Genomic DNA, 21,986 nt, shown 5'->3' with positions numbered 1-21,986 from the left:
GGGTTTTTTGTTGTTTTAATTTTGAAAAAGAATGTCATCCTGAGCGAAGTCGAAGGCTCGTGTGCCAGGAAGAGCTTCGACTTCGCTCAGCCTGACATAACGTAATTATGAAAATTTATTGTCACCCTGAGCGAAGTCGAAGGCTTGTGTGCTGAGAAAGGCTTCGACTTCGCTCAGCCTGACAAAAGGGTAGAATTTTTATTGAACCTTTACCCGAATTCCTTTTGTATGACTCGCAAATTCCGGAGCATACATGCTTTGAATTGTTGTAATTCCGTTTGAGAATTCGCCGCTGTTATTTACTCTAATATCATATTCTAAAACATAAGTTCCTTTATTGATTCGGTCAAAAAAGAAATGTGTTGCCGCATCTTTTGTACTCATATAATATCCTAAACGATCTGAATATTGATATTGTGAAAGAACATTAACTGGTTCAAAACAAGAAGCGCGCATATCTTTTAAATGGATATATTCTGTATCTTCTTTAGAAGTTATAATTAATCTTACGGTTACTAAATCACCTATTTTCAATTCGTTTGCCGCAGTTATTTTTTGAAGCTGATCGCCATTTAAAGTACTTTTCTTTATATACAATTCCTTCGAAACAGATAAAACGGCTCCCGAATTATTTTTGATTTTATCTAAATCTTCAAAATACTGCCAGTAAATACCACCAAACCCCGGAACTTTTGATTTATTTTGAATACTGATAGAAGCCATTTCTTTTTTAACTTCTTCACCTTTCCAGTTTAGTTTGATGTAACCGGTTTCAGCTTCTTTTTGATTTTCAGACAGTTTTTTAGTCATGATTTTTTCATCACCCAATTTTATAATTGTATTGTCTTTTACAGAAAGCCAATCTGTACCTTGCATTAATAAAGCATAAATTGCTTCGGTTGTTGATTTTGTTGTGGGCCAGTTTTTGGTTTGTTTGTTTTTTAATAACCAGACTTTCATTGCATCCACAGATTTGGTGTCTTGTGTTACTTCGGCGAAAGCCTCAATCAATAAGGCCTGAGTTTCAATTGGCGCCTGATACCAATACCAGCCAGATTTATTGGCAATCCAGTACATTCCCCAATCTTCATTGTTTGAAGAAGTTTCTTTTAAACTTTCGATTATTTTTTTAGCACTTTCTTTTTCTCCAAAACGATTCAAAGTCAAAGCAGTTAATCCTTTTTCGTAAAGAGAATAATTAAGCCAGTCTTTTTTGGTTGTTTCTAAGTATAATTTAGTCGCTTTTTTCAAAGTATCTGATAACGGATATTTATCCAGATAAAAACTTCTTGTGTACAAATAATGAAGATCAGAATACGGATTGATCCAGATTAGTTTGTCAGTTGTTTTTGAGTCTTTGGTTCTTGCTTTATGATACTCTAAAAATTTACTGTCTAAGAATGGAATTCCAGTTTGAGCAATTTGATCAATTTTAGAATTATTGTTTTTACTTAGTTTTTCTAAATGTCCTAAACCGGCCAGAATATGTCTTGTGATGTATTCGCTTTCATAACCGCCATCAAACCACGAAAAGCCTCCAGATGATTTTTGTTTTTGTTTTAATTTGTCGAAAGCCGCTTCCTGAGACGTTTTCATTTTCTCTAAATTGAACAAAAGCGCAAGATTCTTTTTCTTTTCATCTTCATTTTGAGCATCATTTAACCAAGGAGTTTCGGCCAAAATAAGCGATTTTAATTCCTCGTTTTTTTCCAGTTTTGAATTTGGTTTTCCATTTTTTCTCCAATCTTCAAAAACAGTTGCAATTTTCGGATTGCTTGAAATAATCTCGGAGGCTAAAGCATTAGCATAAAATCGAGCAAAAGTCTGCTCAGCACATTCGTGTTCATATTCCATTAAATACGGTAAAGATTGAATCGCAATCCAAGTTGGATTTGAAGTGTATTCAAACGTAAACTGATGATTTTTTAATGTTGTAGAATTATTGTTTTTTAAATTTTCAAAAGTGTATTCTTTCGTTGAATTTTCACGAACCCAAATAGGAATACTTTCAGTAACCAGCATATTATTTGTTAGAACTGGAATAATATTTTCTTCTCCATCAGAGAAATTACCAGCTTTTGCGACGATTCGATATTGTATACCTTGTAAACCTTCGGGAATTGTAATGATCCAGTTTGCTGTTGTATTCCCGTATGTCGAAATGGTAAAGTTTTTAATGTTTTTTGCGTTTAGCATTTTAGCATCAATTGGTTGCATGGTTACGGCGTCAAAAAACTGTAAACTTGCGATTCCGGTTTTCGCTTCAGCGGTAACATTTGAAATTTTTGCACTGATTACAATTGCATCCTTTTCTCTAAAGAATCTTGGGAAATTTGGTATTACCATTAATTCTTTTTGAGTAATAACACTTTTTTCTAAATAACCGGAAATTGCATCTTTATTATGAGCTAAAAGGCGAAGTTTCCAAGCTGTTAATGCTTCTGGAGAAGTAAAATTAAAACTCACTTTTCCGGTTGAATCTGTTTTTAAATTTGGAAAAAAGAAAGCGGTTTCAGAAAGGTTTTTTCTGGCTTTTACCTGAGTTAGAGCTTCGAGAGCACTTTTTGTTGTAATAATTATTACTCCATTTTTAGCCTTGCTTCCGTATAATGCAATAGCTTTTTCTGCCGTTAAGAAATCTATAGTAAGAAGATTGTCAGGATTTATTTTTTTAAAATTGCTTTCAGAAGAAATTTCTCCATCGATAATATACAATGTTTCCTCACTAACAACCATTGAGGTCATGCCACTTACGATTTTTTTTCCAGGAACAAATTTGATTTTATTGGTACTGAAATAATATTCCGGACTGTTTATAGAATCTTTTGATGCTTTAATAAAAGCGGGTTTTACAAATCTTACCATATCTACTCCAGAATCTTCCGGAACCATTGCAGGAGCATTTCCAACAGCTTCGGAAAGTGTTAAAACGGCATCTGGATCTCCTTTAATGGTTATTGCTCCCACTTTTCCATCTTTAATTTCTAGTATAGTCATACCAAGATCACCAAAATGACTGTAATCGAAATTAAAGCCAAACCAGTTTAATTGTGTTTCTTCATCCTCAAAATAAGTTGGACCAAAATAGTCGTTTAGATTATTTACTTCTATATTGGTTTTGGCAAAACCTAAATCAGTTTTAAACCTAATATTGTTGTAACTGTTACGGTAAATATTCAAGTTCTGCCAGTTTTTGATACTGAATTGGTCTAACGTGCTGTCATACATTGAAGCTAAAACTTCAGCTTCAGTTTTTGTATTAAGGCCGTTTAATTTAAAAGACCAGTTTTGCGGACTTCCGGGTTCAATCTTACTTCTAAAACTTTCAACAGTCCATTCTAATGTTGCTTCAGGATCTTTAAGTGCTACATCAAGTGTCTGCGTATAACTGGAATTTTCAAAAACACTTTCAAAACCTAGTTTTATTTGGTTTTCAAATTCATCCTTTAAAGGAATTTTAATTACAGTTTCATTGTTTTCTAAATGAAAAATATCTTCAAAGAAATTACCACTTTGGTAATTGCCACTCACAACAATATAAAGATCAGGAATAGGAGAGGTTACTTTTACTAGTACAAATCCATCTTTTCTTGGGTCGTCATTGACTTTTTTTACTGTTAGTAAACTTCCTGCATAAAATTTTTCGGCACTTTGTTTAATTTGAAATATAGACGAAGTTTCGATAGGATTATTGAAACTGTCTTTGGCAGAAAAGACCATTTTATAAGTGCCCGATTTATAGTTGGAAATAAAATCCAGGACAATTTTTTTGTCTTTTTGCGTGTCTACCTTTTTAGAGAATACTAAAACTTCTGCAATTTTATTTTCGTCTTCATCTTTATTGATTTCATAAGGAAATAGTTTTTCAAAATCTTCATCTGAGATACCTTTTATATCTGGCTGTTGAAAAATTCTGCGTTTAAATTTATTGGCAAACGGACGCGCGAAATACAATTTTACTTCGCCTTTGGCAGCCAAAAATTCTCCGTTAAGATTGGTACTCGATAGTGTTATTTCGTTTTTGTCTTTAGTTTCAATAGTTGAAGGAACAGAGGCATTAAGAATCAAATCATGATAGCCGACTTTTACATCTGTTTGCGCAGTATGTGTTTCTCCATTTAGATCTGTAACCGTTGCTTCTATTTGATAATTGAAAATTGGCAGTTCCTCTTTTCTATTGTTTTTTGAAGGAAGTGCTGTAAAGTCTATTGAAAATTTTCCTAAGGCATCAGTTTTTGTTTCTCCAACAGCGAGGGTTTCTTTTTCTTCACTACCGTAATAATTTCTATAATAGCTTGTATATCGGGTTACAGTGTATTTTACTATAGCATCAGAAATAGTACTTCCAGCAAATGCCTTGGCGTTTCCCCTAATTTTAACTGCCTGATTGAGTTTAAAAGATTCTTTTTTAGGTTCAAATGTTACTTCAAATTTTGGGCGTTTGTATTCTTCTACTTTAAAATAAGTTCTAGAGTTAGAAAAATCCACCTTATACCATGGCAGAAGTTTAGATTCTTCGTGTGAAGAAATGTGAGCTTTTTGAGCGGAAATACTGAAATTACCAGTCAGGCCATTTTTAGGAAGTACAAATTCTCCTGAAAACGAACCAAACTCGTTAGCAGTAACTTCCATTTTTTGTAGGACTTGATTATTGTCATCATAAACAGAGACTTCAAACCTTGCATCGGGCACAATAATGGTTTTGTTTTTGTTTTTCTGAAAAGCAATACCTTTATAAAAAACAGTCTGACCAGGTCTGTAAATAGCACGATCTAGATAAAATTCTATTTTGCCATTTGTTCTGTTATCAGGATTATATTCTGATACATGTTGTATGTAATAATTTCTCTGAACCATTAAGGAATCACCATCTTTTGAAAACTCAACAAACAAATCGTCGTCATCATTTGAAATTTTTGTAAAAGAAGCAATGCCTTTTGCATTTGTCTCTGTTGTAGCATTTTTAAATTTTACAACCGCATCTTCAACAGGTTTACCAGTTTTTCGGTCGAGAACCTGATAAGTTTCTGTGTTTTTTTGTTCAGAAGCAAGTGCCATAAAATTTGAAATTGTAATGATATCGCTTGCATAGGCTTTTTTATCTTTTGAATCGGAATCGCTTTCTACATAAATTAAATAATTTCCAATCGATAATTTTGGCAGTAAAACTTCTGTCGTATAATCAAAATAGTCTTTTTTGTTTAGGAGATTATAATTTTGAGAAATTACCGGAGGTTTTTTGGCAGTAATTAATTTAAATAAGCTGTCTTGTCTCTCGCCTCTTTTGAATTCCTTTAATTCCGCAAGACTAATTTTAAAGAAAGAAATTTTGCAACGCTCTATATTTTGGTAGCGTATAAATGCTCTGGAGTTTTCATTTGGATAATTAAATTCTTCAAGTTCTAATGACAATGATTTGGAGAGGATTCCTGATTTTTTTTCTAAAGCATTGCTCGCAGGATATGAATTTTCGTTAATTTTTACAATTTCATCAATCAGAACAAGGGCTTTAATATTGTTTTCCGGATAAGTTGTCTTGGATGCATTGCTCACGAGGATTGAAACCTGTTCCAGTTTAATTTTTTGGATCAGGGATTTTTCTTTGGCTTCTTTTTCAATGAGGGCGAGGTAAGTATCGAAACGATCATTTAAGTTTAAAAATGTTTCCTGACAGAATTTAGCTCGTTCAAACTGATTTTCTAAAGAAGGATCGTTAATTTCTTTTTGTTGATATAAGAATAGAGTATTTTTTAGGTTTGTTTCAGTTACAAAATCAAGATTAAGTTTTATGAAAGCTTCAGAATTACCAAAAAACGCTTCTGTATAAGGGAGGAATTCATTTTCTGAAATTTCCCAACGTTCTATTTTAGAGGAAAAAAAAGCAATATTCTCATCTAATAAATAGTCAAATAAACTCTGTTTTTTGAATTTTGAATTTTCATGAAAATAAAATAGTGTTTCGTAATTGCTTAAAGGTGTATTTTTTAAGATAGATGCATTTTCTAAGGTTTTTTTATAAAGCTCAATAATTTTATCTTCTGAATAAAAATCAACTTCATTAGAATCTGAATCTTGTGACTTTTTTGTCTGCGTATCTGGATCCAAAGCCGTCGTGTCAGCCGAAGTCGTTTCGTAATCAACCACTGACGCTGCACTATCTACCATTACTTCTGTATCGCCATAATCGTGGTGATGAATCAAGCATTTTGCATAAACCAGATTTAAAAGTGCTTTTGATGGAACAGAAACTCGATCAATATCTCTTTTTAAATTAGCCAATGTTTTGGTTTTAGCATTTTCATCCAAAGTATAAAGGTACTTTGACGTGTAGAAAAAGCATTTTATCATTTGTACTTCATCCTTTTGAGTAACTGCTTTTTTATAAATACGATCTACGATTCTATTGGCAGATTTGATTCTGCCGACATTTTCAAGGGCATTGACTTTTTTCCATTCTTTCTCAAACTGCTGAGCAAAAACGGTTGTAGAAATCAATAAAAATAACAGTAAAATCTTTTTCATAAAGTTGATTTTTTATATAAGAGAGTGTTTTGTGGCGTAAAGGTTGGATAACATTAAAAATAATTTTCGTACAAAGTACTAATTTATCTATAAAAGGAAATAACACATTTTATATTTCCTTATTTTTGAAAAATAATTATTTGAGTTTTATTAGTTATTGGCTTTTTCGATTAACCAATTAAACAGTTTAACGATTAAACATTTTAAATGAAAACACATTTCATCGCTATAGGCGGAAGCGCTATGCACAACTTAGCATTAGCATTGCATAATAAAGGATATCAGGTTACAGGAAGTGATGATGCTATTTTTGAGCCTTCAAAATCGAGATTAGACAAAAAAGGAATTCTTCCTGCTGAACTGGGCTGGTTTCCTGAAAAAATCACGGCTGATATTGATGCTATAATTCTTGGAATGCATGCAAAAGCTGATAATCCGGAATTGTTGAAAGCGCAGGAATTGGGACTTAAAATTTATTCTTATCCAGAATTTTTATACGAACAATCTAAAAATAAAACGCGTGTTGTAATTGGCGGTTCGCACGGAAAAACAACCATTACTTCTATGATTTTGCACGTAATGCATTATCATAATATTGAAGTTGATTATATGGTTGGTGCACAGTTAGAAGGTTTTGATACGATGGTGCATCTTACTGAAGAAAATGATTTTATGGTTTTAGAAGGTGATGAATATTTATCTTCACCAATAGATCGTCGTCCGAAGTTTCATTTATACCAGCCAAATATTGCTTTGATTTCGGGAATTGCCTGGGATCATATCAACGTTTTTCCAACGTATGAAAATTATGTAGAACAATTTGAAATCTTTATTTCGAAAATTACAAATGGTGGAATTTTAGTTTATAACGAAAATGATCCAGAGGTAAAACGAGTTTCTGAGGCTGCGACAAATCCTATTCGTAAATTAGCTTATCATACTCCAGAATATTCGGTTAGCGATGGTGTAACATTATTAAAAACACCAGAAGGGGATATGCCAATTGAAGTTTTTGGAGCGCATAACTTAAACAATCTTGCTGGAGCAAAATGGATCTGCCAAAACATGGGTGTTGATGAAGCAGATTTTTATGAAGCTATTGCCAGTTTTAAAGGAGCTTCTAAACGTTTAGAAAAAATTGCAGAAGGAAAAGGAAAAGTTGCCTATAAAGATTTTGCGCATTCGCCAAGTAAAGTTGCTGCAACAACTAAAGCGGTAAAAGAACAATATCCAAACAGAACTTTGGTGGCGTGTTTAGAATTGCATACATATAGCAGTTTAAATGCCGAATTTTTGAAAGAATATGAAGGTGCATTAGAATATGCTGATGTTGCAGTTGTTTTCTATTCGCCAGATGCTGTAAAAATTAAGCAGTTAGAAGAAGTTACATACGAACAAATTGCTTCTGCTTTTAATAGAGAAGATTTAATCATTTATACAAATCCAGCCGAATTTAAAGAATATTTATTCAATTTGAATTTAGATAATTCTGCACTTTTATTAATGAGTTCAGGAAATTACGGAGGTTTGAATTTTGATGAAGTAAAACAATTGATTAATTAGAAATTAGTCATTTTAAGAATTAGAAAATGTGCCAATTGCTTTTTGCAGCTGGCACATTTTTTTATTATTAGAAATCTGAATTTTATTTACGAGAGATTTTTCTTATTTTTTAATATATTCGCCGTGGAGATTAAGAAAAGAGTTTCCTTCAAATAATTAAATTTTACTTTAGATGGAAACTACAAATTTTCCCATTACAAATTGGTCAGAAGATGATAAACCAAGGGAGAAATTAATGCTTAAAGGAAAAGATGCCTTAAGCGACGCTGAGTTAATGGCTATTTTAATTGGTTCTGGCAGTCGTAACGAATCGGCAGTTGCATTAAGTCAACGGATTTTAGCCAGTGCAGGAAATCTAAATTCTTTGGGAAAAGTATCTATTTCTCAATTAATGCAATTTAAAGGCATTGGAGAAGCAAAAGCAATTACCATTATAGCTGCTTTAGAATTAGGTCGTCGAAGAAGGGCAGAAGATATAGTACAATTGGACAAAATTATTTCAAGTAAAAATGCTTTCGAAATTATGCAGCCCATCATAGGTGAACTATCGCATGAAGAATTTTGGGTGCTTTTTCTGAATAATTCTAATAAGGTAATTTCTAAATCACAATTGAGCAAAGGAGGAATTGCCGGAACGATTGTAGATATACGATTGGTTTTTAAACTAGCTTTAGAAAATGGCGCTACAGGTTTGATTTTGTGTCATAATCATCCGTCCGGGAATTTAAATCCAAGTGATGCCGATAAACATATTACAAAGAAAATAAAAACAGCAGGAGAGATTCTAGATGTTAAAATTTTAGATCATTTGATTATTACTGAGACAAAATATTATAGTTTTGTAGATGAAGGAATTTTTTAATCTATGAATACCAACATTACAGACATTTTTTTTGATTTAGATCACACGCTTTGGGATTTTGATAAAAATTCAGAAATGGCCTTTGATCGCATTTTTAAAAATAATTTCGGAGAGATAAAAATTGAAGATTTTATTCAAAAATACGTTCCCATAAATCAGGAATGCTGGAGGTTGTATCAAAATGATGAAATTACGCATCAGGAATTACGTTATAACCGATTAAAATTTTCTTTTGATGCTTTAAATTATTCCATTTCAGATGAAAACATAGATCAAATTGCTAACGATTATATTGAGTTTTTGACCGATAATAATTATCTTTTTGATGGCGCAATCGAAGTTTTAGAATATTTAAAACCAAAGTATAAATTACATATTATTACAAATGGTTTTGCGCACGTTCAAACCAAGAAAATTAACAATGCTTCGTTAGGAGGTTATTTCAGTACCATTACAAATTCTGAATTAGCCGGGGTTAAAAAACCAAATAGTATTATCTTTGATTATGCTGTCAATTTGGCTCAGGCTTCAAAAGAAAACAGTATCATGATTGGAGACGATTTTGATGCAGATGTTAATGGTGCTTTAAACGCTGGTCTGGATGCCATTTTCTTTAACATCAGAAATATTGATGTTCCTAAAAATTTAAAACAAATTAATCATTTACTAGAACTAAAAAAATACCTATAATTATGAAAATAAAAGTTTTACTGGCTTTACTATTTTGTTCGGCTATTGGATTTTCGCAATCTGTTAACGATTATAAAGCAGTTATAATTCCTCTTAAATATGATTTTATTAAAACAGATAATCAATATAGATTAGCTACGTTAACTAAATCAAATTTACTTAAAGCCGGTTTTGAGGCTTATTATACTAATGAGCAAATACCTGCAGGAATTGATAGATGTGAGCTTTTGTATATCGATGTTAAAAGAGACAATGCTTTTTTAGTAACAAAACTTTTTATTCAGTTTAAAGACTGCTACGGAAAAGTAATTTATACTTCTGAAACTGGTAAGAGTAGGGAGAAGGATTACGAAGTGGCATACAAAGAAAGTCTTGAGGGCGCATTTGTATCTGTTATTGCATTGCATTATAAATATAATGGAAAAACTGTTTCTTCAACTTCTCCTGCAGTAGTAGCGCAAGCTGTAACTCCAGTTGCTGCTGTTGCAAGTACTCATGTTGAAGAGAAGCCTGTAGTTAATCTTTCAGATCCAAATTTATTATATGCGCAGCCAACAGAAAATGGTTTTCAGTTAATTGATAAAACACCAAAAGTGGTAATGAAATTATTGAAAACTTCACGTGCAGATTCTTTTATTGCCATTAAAGATGGAATTCAGGGATCTTTAAACGCAAAAGACAATCAATGGTATTTTGAGTATTATCAAAATGATAAATTGATTTCAGAAAAAGTTTCTGTAAAATTCTAAAATATACGATGGTTTAATAACCATATTTATCTTTCCAACGGTTCTTTAAAAATTCGCGGTTGCTGTTCTCTCTAGAATTGCTTCCCGGATTGTAAAGAACCGTTTCTTTTATAGCATCAGGAAGAAATTCCTGCTCGGCAAAATTATTAGCGTAATCATGAGAATATTTATAATCTTCGCCATAACCTAATTCTTTCATCAATTTTGTTGGAGCATTTCGCAAATGAATAGGAACAGGTAAATCTCCAGTTTGTTTTACTAATTGCTGCGCATTTCCAATAGCCATATAAGATGCATTGCTTTTTGGCGAAGTTGCCAAATAAATAGCACATTGGCTCAATATAATTCGGCTTTCCGGATAACCTATCGTTGAGACCGCCTGAAAAGTATTATTAGCCATAATAAATGCCGTTGGGTTTGCATTTCCAATATCTTCACTAGATAAAATCAGCATTCTGCGCGCAATAAATTTTACATCTTCACCGCCTTCAATCATTCTTGCCAGCCAGTAAACTGCACCATTTGGATCGCTTCCTCTTATTGATTTTATAAAAGCAGAGACAATATCATAATGCTGTTCACCAGTTTTGTCATACAAAACAGTATTTTGCTGAACCAGTTCAAAAACACGATCATTGGTAATAATTACATTATCGCTTGGAGAAGCATTAACTACAAGCTCAAAAATATTAAGCAGTTTTCTGCCATCTCCGCCAGAAAGTCGGAGTAATGCTTCCGTTTCTTTTAAAGTGATTTTTTTAGATGCTAATTCTACATCAATTTTCATTGCACGATGTAATAAAGCCTCTAAATCATCTTTTGTAAAAGCATTTAGTATATAAACCTGACAACGGGATAATAATGCGGGAATAACTTCAAAACTTGGGTTTTCTGTTGTTGCGCCAATAAGTGTAATCCATCCTTTTTCAACAGCAGCTAAAAGTGAGTCTTGCTGCGACTTACTAAACCGGTGAATCTCATCAATAAACAAAATAGGATTTTTGGCAGTAAATAGGCCTCCGCTTTGTTTTGCTTTTTCAATTACATCGCGAATATCCTTAACACCAGAGTTAATGGCGCTTAAAATATAAAACGGACGTTTAGATTCCTGTGCAATAATTTGTGCCAAAGTTGTTTTTCCTGTTCCGGGCGGTCCCCAAAAAATAAGTGAAGGAATTATTCCTTTTGAAATTTGCTGCGTCAATGAACCATTTGGTCCAACCAAATGACTTTGACTAACATAATCTTCTAATTTCTGTGGGCGAATACGCTCGGCTAACGGTGCTTCCATTTTGTAAAATTACTATTTTCAAAATTAATTTTGTTACATGAGATAGTATATACCATTTCAAATTTTAAACATTTAACATATAATAGAATAGCTGACAAATTATCAGTAATTTTTATTTGGATAGTTTTTTGATGTCAAAACATGAGTTAGAATCGAGACCATATGAATGATAATCAATTTAAATTTTCAACTGCAGTTATTGGAGTTCCAGTGTTTTTTGTGCTTTTTCTTTGGGTTATATACTGGATTCAGATTCGATTCGATTTTGACTTTTATCAAAACGGAATTTATCCCAGAGATTTTTCTGGATTGCAAGGCGTGTTGTTTAGCCCATTTATCCACGAAAATTTAGAGCATCTATATAATAATTCAATTCCGCTTTTCGTTTTGCTGACAGCTTTGCAGTTTTTTTATCCAAAGCAATCATTAGGGATTATTTGTTATGGAATTTTATTTTCCGGATTAATAACCTGGATTATTGGCCGGCCAAACTTTCATATTGGTGCCAGCGGATTAATTTATGTTTTGGTAAGTTTTATTTTTTTTAAAGGAATACAAACTAAATATTATCGCCTGGTGGCGCTTTCGTTATCCGTTATTTTACTTTATGGCGGAATGATTTGGTATGTTTTTCCAGATGTAGATGCCGCAATTTCCTGGGAAGGTCATTTAGGTGGATTTATTACAGGATTTGGTCTTTCTTTATATTATAAGACTTCTGAATATACAAAACCTATAATTTACGATTGGCAGAAACCAGATTTTGATCCTTCACAAGATGCTTTTATGAGACATTTTGATGAAGATGGAAATTTCGTAAATACTGAAATTCCTGAAGAAGAAGATGACAGTTCTGATGCGTATTTTAATTCAAATGTTATTGTGAATTATATTATAACTAAATCAAAACCAGTTGATAAAGGTTCTGAAGGATGGTTTTTATGAATTAAAATGATTAATTTTGTTAAGGACCATTTTAATTTGATTAATCCAACTCATGAAAAATACTTTTTTTTTAGTTTTAATTTTATTGATTTTTGGAAGTACTGAATCTTTTGCTCAATGTGATGTAAAGAATAGGGTACTTGCAGACGGTTCGATGGTGTATTATTTTGACCCGGCGGTTTTTTATACTACAAAATCTAAATCTCTAAAAATAAATATTGTTACTGATAAAGAAAATTATTTTGTTGCTCTTCAGCCAATACCTTTTCCGGAAAAGAAAGTTGGTAAAGAAATTAAAGATGATTTGATTATACATTTAGCAGATAATAATGCTTATAAATTGACGCATTATGATACCCAGTATATAAAAAATGATTCTGTTATGCAGGTTTTGTATCTAATGGACAAAAAAGATTTAAAAGCATTTTCTGAATTCGAAGCCGTTGTAGCTTCTATAAATATGAAAGGAACTGAGTTTATTCGTGATTACAATTTCAAATTGCATAAAGATGAAATTGTAAAACAGCTTGCTTGTTTTTTAAAAGAAGAAGAAAAGTAGACTTAATCATCACTTGTAGTTTCTGATTTGTGCAATAACTTTTTATTTAGATTCTCAAAAAAATTATTAAAAGTAAGTGTAAACGATGCGGCGTTTATGATTTGATTTCCGTTATCTCTCGGTAGATATTCGTTTCCATAAGTTAGCTCAATTTGTATGTTATCTGTAAACAAATAACCAGCGCCAATATTGAATCTGTTCCTGTCAAAAAAACTAAGACCAGTAACTTTTGTCCCGGATTTAATAAATACTTCGTCAGATGCAATAGCGTAGACAACTCCTTCCCGTAAAACTTTGCTGTTAATAGGTTTTATGAATTTAATTTGCTGGCGATATCGAACTACGGTTTCATAAGAGTCATCTTCATTTTTCATATGACGAAGCTCCGTTCGCATTCTTGTACTTAAAGTATATCCGGTTTTGTGGAAATAATAAATACCTTGCAGGGCAAATCGCCATTCTGGAGATTCAAACTGACCAATTTCAGGGACATCTTTGTTGTTAAAGTATCCTATAAATGAAGATAGTTTCCATCGAGGAGTTAAATAATAATGCCCCCAGGCTCTAAATGATCTTTGTGTATTTTGCTCAAAAATGTTTGGGGATGATTCAGTACTGCTATAACTTGTTCCCAAATTAAGTTCGGCTGACCATTTTTTGGTGATGGTTTTGGTAAATTGAACTTCACCCCAAAATTGATTATACTTTGTTGTTTGTCCATAACTCATGGTTGTAATTAGAAAAATTACAATTACAAAACAGATTTTTCTAAGTACTATATTTTGAGCAAGTTTTGAAGACATTTAATAGTTATTAAGTTGTCATTCTACTTCTGGATGCTTTATTAACTTCTCTGACGAACTGTTTCGTATAAAAACGCACCGCATGCAACAGATACGTTAAGCGATCCTATGGAACCAAACATTGGCAATTTTGCTTTTTCATCTACAATTTTCAAAACAGAAGGATTTATACCTCTATCTTCAGATCCCATTATAATAGCTAAAGGTTCATTTAAGGATAAATCATAAATGTTTTGATCTGTTTTTTCAGTGGCAGCTACAGTTTTTATTCCAGATCCCTGAAGGTAGAATATAGCATCTTTGATATGTTCAACTTTGCAAATAGGCACATTGAATACTGCTCCTGCAGATGTTTTAACTGTGTCACCATTTACTGGTGCAGAACCTGCTTTTTGGACGATAATTCCATTTACTCCTGTGCATTCGGCAGTTCGGATAATAGCACCAAAATTTCTCGCATCAGAGATTTGGTCTAATATTAAAAATAAAGGTTTTGAACCCGAAGCAATTGTTGACTCTACTAAATGTTCTATATCAATAAATCCAATAGGGGAGATTGTTGCAACAGCACCTTGATGATTATTTGGTGTTAATCTATTTAGTTTTTCAACTGGAACATAAGAAAAATTAATGTTGGCACGTTTCATTACCTTCATTAAATCTTTCATTAATTCTCCAGAAATTTCTTTTTGTATAAATACTTTGTCAACTTCCTGACCAGCTTGTATCGCTTCTATAATGGCTCTAATACCAAATATTTGATGTTCTTTTTCCATGAGGCAAATATAGGTATAATGTTTATATAAAAAAAAACCACCCCGAATGAACGGGATGGCTTTTAGTATTTGATTTAGAATAAAATTAGAATTTATCCCAGAAAATACGTTTTGAAGTACCGTTACTTCCAAGTTTAGCTGCTGCTGCTGCGTAATTGTCAGCATTAAGTGTTTGCTCGTTACCTGGATAAGAATAACGTCTCGGAACAATAGTAGTTGGACCATCAGCATCATCAAATGTAACTGGAGGTGCTACTAATACAGGGAAGTCTAATCTTCTGTATGAAGTCCATGCTTCAAAACCTCTGTTGTATAATGCAATCCAAGATTGCTCACCAATTTTTTGTTTCCAAGTTCCTGTTGCAGTTGTATAAGCTACAGTTGGTTTAACTAAGTAAGCTGTAATATCTGCTGCTGCTACACCCCAATCCTGCATAGATAATGTAATTGCAGAGTTGTAGTGAGATTCTGCAGTACCACCTACGGCAATACCTCTTTCTACAGCTTCAGCTAGTAAAAATTGAACTTCAGATGCAGTTAACAAAACTCCAGGATATTCAGGATCTTTAAGTGTTCCTGCAATATGTGAATAATTAGTATAAACATTAAGAACACCATATACACCACCTGCATAATTTCCTGATCCTACTGGGTAGTCTGTGAAAAATTTAGGACGTCTTGGGTCAGCAAGAGTATTCATTTTATTTACTAAAGTATTTGCAGGAACAAAGTCATCACGATTAGAAGCTACTAAATCAACATACAAAGGGTTAGCGTTTGGCTGAACGGCAGCATAGTTCAAATAAGCACTATCTGCATTGTTTATAATAACACCATCAGCAAGAGCAGCTAAGGCTTGTGTGCTTGCATAAGCATGATCCACATCATCGATATTAATAGCCATTCTTAAACGAAGAGTGTTCGCAAATTTAGCCCATTTCGCAGTGTCTCCGCCATATACAAGATCTGCATCACCATAACTGTCGCTGCTTTGATCTAAACCATGAGATGCAGCTGTTAATTTCGATATAAGATCTTTGTAGATAGTCTGAGCGTCATCATATTTAGGCTGTGGATTACCAAGGATATCTAAAGCTTCTGTATAAGGAATGTCACCAAAAGTATCAACTAAAACCCCATAAGAATAGGCAGTTAAAATATCAACTATGTATATCTTGTTTTCAAGAACCTTTAAATCAGCTGGGCTTCCTGTAAAATTAGCTTTTTGGTCTTGTAAGATACTTTTAGCTTCTTTGAAATCTTTTAATACATCACGATAGTATGTAGCCCAATGTCTGTCTGGGATACTACGACCAGTTAGATCATATTGAGATTCTTGTGGATATGATGTCTCAGTCCACTGTTGAGCATATAATCTAAATACATTGAAGTTTACACTTGTACTTGTTACTTGATCCATCATTGCATGTTCAGCACTAGTGAACAAGAACTCTGGTTTTGTAGTGGTAGGACGTTTAACATCCTGGTTTAGTCCTGTAATGTCATCAGTACATGATGCAAACAAAGCTAAAAGGGGGATAAATATAAGCAGTCTATTTTTCATAGCTTAGAATTTTATTGTTAAGTTACAACCAATATTTCTGGTTGTTGGTAAAGATCCGATAGATAGTCCCATAGAACCAGTATTTGAACCAAGTCCACTTTCAGGGTCTGCATCTGGAAGGTTTTTATGGATGATCCATAAGTTAGATCCAACAAGAGATATTTTAGCATCAACTAAATGGATTTTTTGAACTAAAGAAGTTGGTACATTATAAGTAATATTTACCTCTCTTAATTTCACAAAACTTGCATCATAAACATATCCTTTAGTAGCACCACCAGAGTAAGAGTTTGTGATTGCTCCTGCCTCAGGTCTGAAATAAGCAGTTCTACGTGTATTAACTGCTCCATCAGGAGTAACTCCGTCAAAAATTACACCACCACCATTTGCTACAGTATTTCTAATAGGGTTGCCTAAGTCATTGTTTCCAGCAGTTTGTACACCTAAACCAGTTCCTACACCGTACCATTGGTCAGTTGAGAAAATATCTCCACCTTTTTTCATGTCAATTAAGAAACTTAAAGATAGGTTTTTATAAGCAAATTTGTTACGGATACCACCAATCCAATCTGGATTAACATTTCCAACAATATTGTTTGTAGAAGTATTGATTACGTATCTTCCAGTTGTAGCACTAACAACTCTTGGTCCATTTTTATTAACTTCTCCTGGGTAGCTAGGAACGAAATTTGGATCATAGTATGTATAATCTGTACCTTTTATTACTCCAAAAGGTTGTCCAACTACTGCATTTAAAGTTCCAGAACCTGGGTAAGTAGTGATAAGTAAGTTTGAGATTCCTGGAGCCAATGCTGTTACCATGTTGTCATTTTTAGACCAGTTTACATTGATATCCCAAGAAAAATCATTTGTTTTAATAGGGGTCAAATTAAATTGAACCTCAATACCTTTATTTTCTACAGTTGCAGCATTGATATAACGAGAAGTATATCCAGTTGCAGTAGAGTAAGGAACGTTTACAGCTTCACCATTGTTTACGTTTTTGTAAACACTTACATCAAATCCAACTCTTCTTTTTAAGAACTGCATTTCAAGACCAAGCTCTTGAGTTTTAGTTTTAATTGGCTCTAAGTTCGGATTGTTTTTGATGTTGTTAACAGAATATTGTTGCTGTTCATTAAAAGCATCAATTTTAGTATAAGTATCTACTAATGCTAATCCAGGAGTTCCAAGCGGGCTTTCAGAATAACCAGCTCTAACTTTACCAAAAGTTAACCAATCAGCTTTTAAATTGTTTGAGAATACCCAGCTGCCAGAGATAGAGTTACTCCATAAGTAATTGTTGTCTACAGGAAGATTTGAGAATGCATCTCTTCTTGTAGTACCGTCAACATATAAGAAATCTTTGTAGCCTAACGATGCTGAAGCATAGTAGCTATTTACACCAAGTTTTTGAGCTCTTTCATATGGGAAAGGGCTTGTTTGAAGTGAGTTTGATAAAGCATATAATCCAGGAACAATTAATCCTCCTTGTGTTGATGCTGTAATTGATGTGAATTCATTTCTTTTTACAGTACCTCCAATAATTCCAGTTAAACTAAAGTCTTCACCAAAATTCTTCTTAAAGTTAAGAAGTAAATCATAGTTTTGTTCAGAGAAATTACCATTATATCTTTGGTAACCAGATGATTCATCTAATAAGTTAATACCAAATGTTTTAGTTACAGATCCAACTGCTACTCTTTCTTCACGAAGCTCGGCATATGTATCTGTTGAAATTTTTCCAGTTACAGATAACCATTCTGCAACTTTGTATGTTAAGTTAGCATATCCAACAAAACGATTTCTGCTGTCATTTTGGTAATTTTGGTAACGTTCAAAATATGGGTTATTCCAATAGTTTGGAGCTCCATTAGCGGATGTTTTTCTATTCCAAGTAATGTTTTGGTGTCCAGAATTGTTGTAAGCATCTTCTAATTGTTTGATGTCAACATTCGTCTGCCACCATTGACGGAATCCAGTAACAAAGTTATCACTGTATCCAGTAATGTTTCTACCTATAGTTGCTTGGTTAGAAAAGTTAGCAAATGTTGCAAGAGATAATCTGTCAGTAAATTGGTGATTCAATTTTAAACTGAAGTTGTTTTTGTTTAATTCACTATTTGGCAGTATACCAGTTTGTTTAGTGTTTGTGTAGTTGAAAACTACATTTGTTTTGTCATTTGCATCTTCAAAAGAGATTCCATTAACTAAAGAAAGAGAATTTTTGAAGAATTTTGTTGGATCATTTTTAGCAGCTACCCATGGAGTCGCTTTTCCATAATTGTTGTTACCTGGGTAAGCAGAAAAAGCATCCCATTGGTATACATTTAATGATGGATCAAAAGCATCACCTGCAGAAGCATCATCTCCCATTGCAACAACTTGATCAGGAATACCATCACCATTAACGTCTTCACTTCCAAAAGAAGCACCATATCCAGCTCCGTATTGTTTTTGGTATTTTACAAAAGTATCTTTGTCAATAGTTCCTGTTACAACTTCAGATGAAACTGTAATTCCAAGACCTTTTTTAGCTTTACCTTTTTTAGTAGTAATCATCAATACTCCATTTCCAGCTAAGTATCCGTATAATGCAGATGCAGCAGCACCTTTAAGTACGTTAACGCTTTCTATGTCGTCAGGGTTGATGTCCATACCATTGTTACCATAATCATAACCAGTAGCTCCTCTTTGTTGATTTGTTGTTCCATCAACAGAAGTATTACTGTTGTTAATTGGCATACCATCTATTACGATAAGCATCTCATTACTTTGTCCGATAGCTTTAATACCACGAGAAACTGCACTTGTAGAACCTCCAAAGTTTTGGTTTCTTGTGATGTTAACACCGGCAACTTTTCCAGAAAGTTCATTTAAGAAGTTTCCACTTGAAGTTCCTGCTTTCAGGTCTCCGCCTTTTACCTCTTGTGTTGCATAACCAAGAGATTTTTTCTCTCTTTTAACACCTAAAGCTGTTGTTACAACAACGCTTTCAAGTTCTTGCGCATCTCCAGCTAATTTTACGTTAACTGTTGATGAAGTTGCAGCTATTTCCTGGGTTTTCATCCCAATGTAGCTAAATACCAAAATTTGGCTTGATGAAGCTTTGATAGAATATTTACCATCAAAATCGGTTTGCGTTCCAGATTTCGTTCCTTTGACGATTACACTAACACCTGGTAAAGGCATTCCTGCATTGTCAGAAACTGTTCCCGAAACAGCTCTTTCTTGCGCAAAAGAAAGTTGCGCAACTAGTACTAATAAAAGCACTAAGAATCCATTGAACTTTAGTTTCATTTTTAAATATTTTGAATTAGTATCGCAAAACTCTTAATAATTTGTTAACTTTCCTAGTAAAATATTTTTTTTTTTCGTTAAAGGTCAAAATTTAACATTATAACATATGTTTATGATAGTGTTATATAATTGTAATTCCTGTGTTTTGTTTCCTCCGTTTGTGAGATTAATATTTATTAATCCGTTTGGAGTTTGTATTGAGGTTCCAATTCCAATTCCTATTAATTTTTTTATTTTGTTTGGATCTGAAACGCTTGTCAAGTCTTGGTATATTCCATAATCCAAGATTGAATTAATGTAAAGGTTTGGTGAAACGATATATCGATACTCTGTAAGAATGGACGCTGTGAAATTTGCCTGAAGGCTATTTTCTAAAAATCCTCTTATTGACCTGATTCCGCCAAATCTGAATAATTCGTTCGAAATGTAGTTTTTGCTTTGCAGATAAAAATTTTGTGAATTTATGTTAATATAGTTTTTGTCATTGAGTTCAAAATTATAGCCGGCATTTAAATTTATATAGAATTGTTTGCTTGATCCTGCTGTTTCCAAATCATTATTTGTGTTTCTTTTTCCATAGCCGCCAGCTAAATTCAAGAATGCTTTTTTGGGCATAAGGTTATTGTTGTAGTCAGCTTTTTTATATTCAAAAGTTGATGTAAAATACGAATTGTCAAAATCGCTAATAGTCGAGTTATTTGTGTTTTGAATGTCGCTTGATTCTGTAGATTGGTATCCTAGATATACTTTAGAATTGTAGTTTATGTAATAACCTAAATCAATTGCTGTTTTTGTGTTTTGAAAAGTACTGTCTTGTTTGAATATGTTTAATTGGGCCTTTATTCCGAGTGGTGATTTGAATATATATGGAATTTCGAGTTTGGTGCTAAAAGTCTTTTGTTGGTTTCCATCGCTTTTCCAGTATAATGAAAATTGTTCCCCAGCGTGAAGTGTATTGATTAATAGAACGTCAAGATATCCATTAAGAGTTACTTTTTTGTTTTCGTCATTTGAAAATCCAATAAAACCGTCAAAAGTGTTTGCTTTTCTTTTTTCTACGTAAGTATAAATTTTGGTAGAATCATTGGTAAAAAGTATTTCAGGGTATTTGGTTTGAGAAACAAACTCGAAACTATTAATGTCTTCGTAAAGTTGTTTTGTTATTTCCTGATTAAATGTTTTGTTTAGGTATTTTTTATTAAGTTGTTTTAAATGACCTTTAGGGAAAAAGTCGCCAGAATTACTATTTACATAATTTAGGATAATTGAATTTACGTTACGTTTTTTTTCGGATTTAAAATTTAAGTCGGCATAAATTATCAAATTCTTTCTTCGAATATTTTCGAGTTTAATTTTACTTAGTGCAAAACCTTCTTTTTCGGTTTGAATTATTTTGGTGTTTAAATAATTTTCAATTTCAGAATAAGGGATGATTATGGAATCATTTTGGTTTTTATGGGAATCAAAAAAATGATTATTTATACCTATATATATATGTATACTTTTTATTCTGTTTTTTAGACTAAAAATAGCGGTATAAGTACTGTCATTTATTTTGTTGTTTTCTAGTGTTTTATTGTCTAGAAAGCCCTTTTTTGAAAGTTTTCCGGAAGTGTTTTTTATTTCGTCAAATAGCGATTTGATATTTGGGTGAATTGTATTATAGTTTAAGGAGTCGATAATTTTGTTTTCAACATCATTTAATCCATTTATTTTTAGATGAAATGTTTGAGTATAAGCAGAAAAGCTTATAAGCAAAAAAAACAATGTATTAAAAAACTGTTTCAAGTGAAAATGTTTTGTTTAATTAAAGTGTATGCAAATATCTATTGTTTGTTTGTAAAAACATACTAATAAATAATGTTGTTGAAAATTAATAGATTAACGTTTGTATAGTGAAAATTATTTTATACATTTGCAACCCCGTAAAAAGCGGGAATTTAATAAACATAATAATTTTTAGTATTAATTATGCCAACAATTCAACAATTAGTAAGAACAGGAAGAACTCAGATAACTAAGAAGAGTAAATCGGTTGCTTTAGATTCTTGTCCTCAAAGAAGAGGGGTTTGTACGCGTGTTTACACTACTACACCAAAAAAACCAAACTCTGCAATGCGTAAAGTTGCGCGTGTGCGTTTGACAAATGGTAATGAAGTGAATGCTTACATTCCTGGAGAAGGACACAATCTACAAGAGCACTCGATAGTATTAGTTAGAGGCGGAAGGGTAAAAGATTTACCAGGTGTTAGATATCATATCGTTCGTGGAGCGCTTGACACGTCAGGAGTTGCAGGAAGAACGCAAAGAAGATCTAAGTACGGTGCTAAACGCCCAAAAGAAGCAAAAAAGTAATTTAAAA

Annotated in this window: 14 protein-coding genes; 7 read left to right on the top strand and 7 right to left on the bottom strand. The window is 32.8% G+C overall.

Annotated elements, in window-relative coordinates; all coding sequences use genetic code 11:
* Nucleotides 1-198: 198 nt before the first annotated feature.
* On the bottom strand, nucleotides 199-6,522 hold the full coding sequence (locus B3C18_RS19285) for an alpha-2-macroglobulin family protein (protein WP_291150397.1): 6,324 nt from the start codon (nucleotides 6,520-6,522) through the stop codon (nucleotides 199-201).
* 207 nt (nucleotides 6,523-6,729) lie between these two features.
* On the opposite strand from B3C18_RS19285, the gene B3C18_RS19280 reads away from it, so the two are divergent.
* From B3C18_RS19280 to B3C18_RS19265, 4 genes are all read left to right on the top strand, one after another.
* On the top strand, nucleotides 6,730-8,085 hold the full coding sequence (locus B3C18_RS19280) for a UDP-N-acetylmuramate--L-alanine ligase (protein WP_291150395.1): 1,356 nt from the start codon (nucleotides 6,730-6,732) through the stop codon (nucleotides 8,083-8,085).
* Between the two features lie 172 nt (nucleotides 8,086-8,257).
* Nucleotides 8,258-8,947 (top strand): RadC family protein, encoded by a 690-nt coding sequence (radC, locus tag B3C18_RS19275; protein ID WP_291150393.1) that lies wholly within the window; start codon nucleotides 8,258-8,260, stop codon nucleotides 8,945-8,947.
* Nucleotides 8,948-8,950: 3 nt separating this feature from the next.
* Nucleotides 8,951-9,637 carry a YjjG family noncanonical pyrimidine nucleotidase gene (locus B3C18_RS19270; RefSeq protein ID WP_291150391.1) on the top strand — a complete coding sequence of 229 codons (687 nt, stop codon included), beginning with the start codon at nucleotides 8,951-8,953 and terminating at the stop codon, nucleotides 9,635-9,637.
* A 2-nt stretch (nucleotides 9,638-9,639) separates the two neighbouring features.
* Entirely contained in the window at nucleotides 9,640-10,386 is a 747-nt protein-coding gene (locus B3C18_RS19265) for a hypothetical protein (RefSeq protein ID WP_291150389.1), read from the top strand.
* A gap of 13 nt (nucleotides 10,387-10,399) precedes the next feature.
* On the opposite strand, the gene B3C18_RS19260 is transcribed toward B3C18_RS19265, so the two are convergent.
* Complete coding sequence (locus B3C18_RS19260; protein WP_053470818.1) at nucleotides 10,400-11,677, bottom strand: replication-associated recombination protein A; 1,278 nt, start codon at nucleotides 11,675-11,677, stop codon at nucleotides 10,400-10,402.
* 162 nt (nucleotides 11,678-11,839) lie between these two features.
* Here B3C18_RS19260 and B3C18_RS19255 point away from each other — a divergent pair, with 162 nt between their 5' ends.
* Together B3C18_RS19255 and B3C18_RS19250 are read left to right on the top strand one after the other, a co-directional pair.
* Nucleotides 11,840-12,622, top strand: a complete 783-nt coding sequence (locus B3C18_RS19255; RefSeq protein WP_291150383.1) for a rhomboid family intramembrane serine protease — start codon at nucleotides 11,840-11,842, stop codon at nucleotides 12,620-12,622.
* 52 nt (nucleotides 12,623-12,674) lie between these two features.
* Entirely contained in the window at nucleotides 12,675-13,181 is a 507-nt protein-coding gene (locus tag B3C18_RS19250; RefSeq protein WP_291150380.1) for a hypothetical protein, read from the top strand.
* Between the two features lie 2 nt (nucleotides 13,182-13,183).
* Here B3C18_RS19250 and B3C18_RS19245 read toward each other — a convergent pair whose 3' ends face one another.
* The 5 genes from B3C18_RS19245 to B3C18_RS19225 all read right to left on the bottom strand — a co-directional run bounded on the left by B3C18_RS19245 (nucleotide 13,184) and on the right by B3C18_RS19225 (nucleotide 21,412).
* On the bottom strand, nucleotides 13,184-13,984 hold the full coding sequence (locus tag B3C18_RS19245; RefSeq protein ID WP_291150377.1) for a DUF2490 domain-containing protein: 801 nt from the start codon (nucleotides 13,982-13,984) through the stop codon (nucleotides 13,184-13,186).
* Nucleotides 13,985-14,025: 41 nt separating this feature from the next.
* Nucleotides 14,026-14,760, bottom strand: a complete 735-nt coding sequence (rlmB, locus tag B3C18_RS19240) for a 23S rRNA (guanosine(2251)-2'-O)-methyltransferase RlmB (protein WP_073486710.1) — start codon at nucleotides 14,758-14,760, stop codon at nucleotides 14,026-14,028.
* An 85-nt stretch (nucleotides 14,761-14,845) separates the two neighbouring features.
* Nucleotides 14,846-16,285, bottom strand: a complete 1,440-nt coding sequence (locus tag B3C18_RS19235) for a SusD/RagB family nutrient-binding outer membrane lipoprotein (RefSeq protein ID WP_291150372.1) — start codon at nucleotides 16,283-16,285, stop codon at nucleotides 14,846-14,848.
* Between the two features lie 42 nt (nucleotides 16,286-16,327).
* On the bottom strand, nucleotides 16,328-19,624 hold the full coding sequence (locus B3C18_RS19230) for a SusC/RagA family TonB-linked outer membrane protein (protein ID WP_291150367.1): 3,297 nt from the start codon (nucleotides 19,622-19,624) through the stop codon (nucleotides 16,328-16,330).
* A gap of 84 nt (nucleotides 19,625-19,708) precedes the next feature.
* Nucleotides 19,709-21,412 carry a hypothetical protein gene (locus B3C18_RS19225; protein ID WP_291150364.1) on the bottom strand — a complete coding sequence of 568 codons (1,704 nt, stop codon included), beginning with the start codon at nucleotides 21,410-21,412 and terminating at the stop codon, nucleotides 19,709-19,711.
* Between the two features lie 183 nt (nucleotides 21,413-21,595).
* Here B3C18_RS19225 and rpsL point away from each other — a divergent pair, with 183 nt between their 5' ends.
* Entirely contained in the window at nucleotides 21,596-21,979 is a 384-nt protein-coding gene (gene rpsL, locus B3C18_RS19220) for a 30S ribosomal protein S12 (protein WP_007136570.1), read from the top strand.
* The last annotated feature ends 7 nt before the right edge of the window (nucleotides 21,980-21,986 follow it).

Origin of the sequence: Flavobacterium sp. UBA7680, assembly GCF_002482975.1 — a bacterium.
Lineage (GTDB): Bacteria > Bacteroidota > Bacteroidia > Flavobacteriales > Flavobacteriaceae > Flavobacterium.
This window is presented reverse-complemented; position numbering and strand designations above follow the sequence as displayed.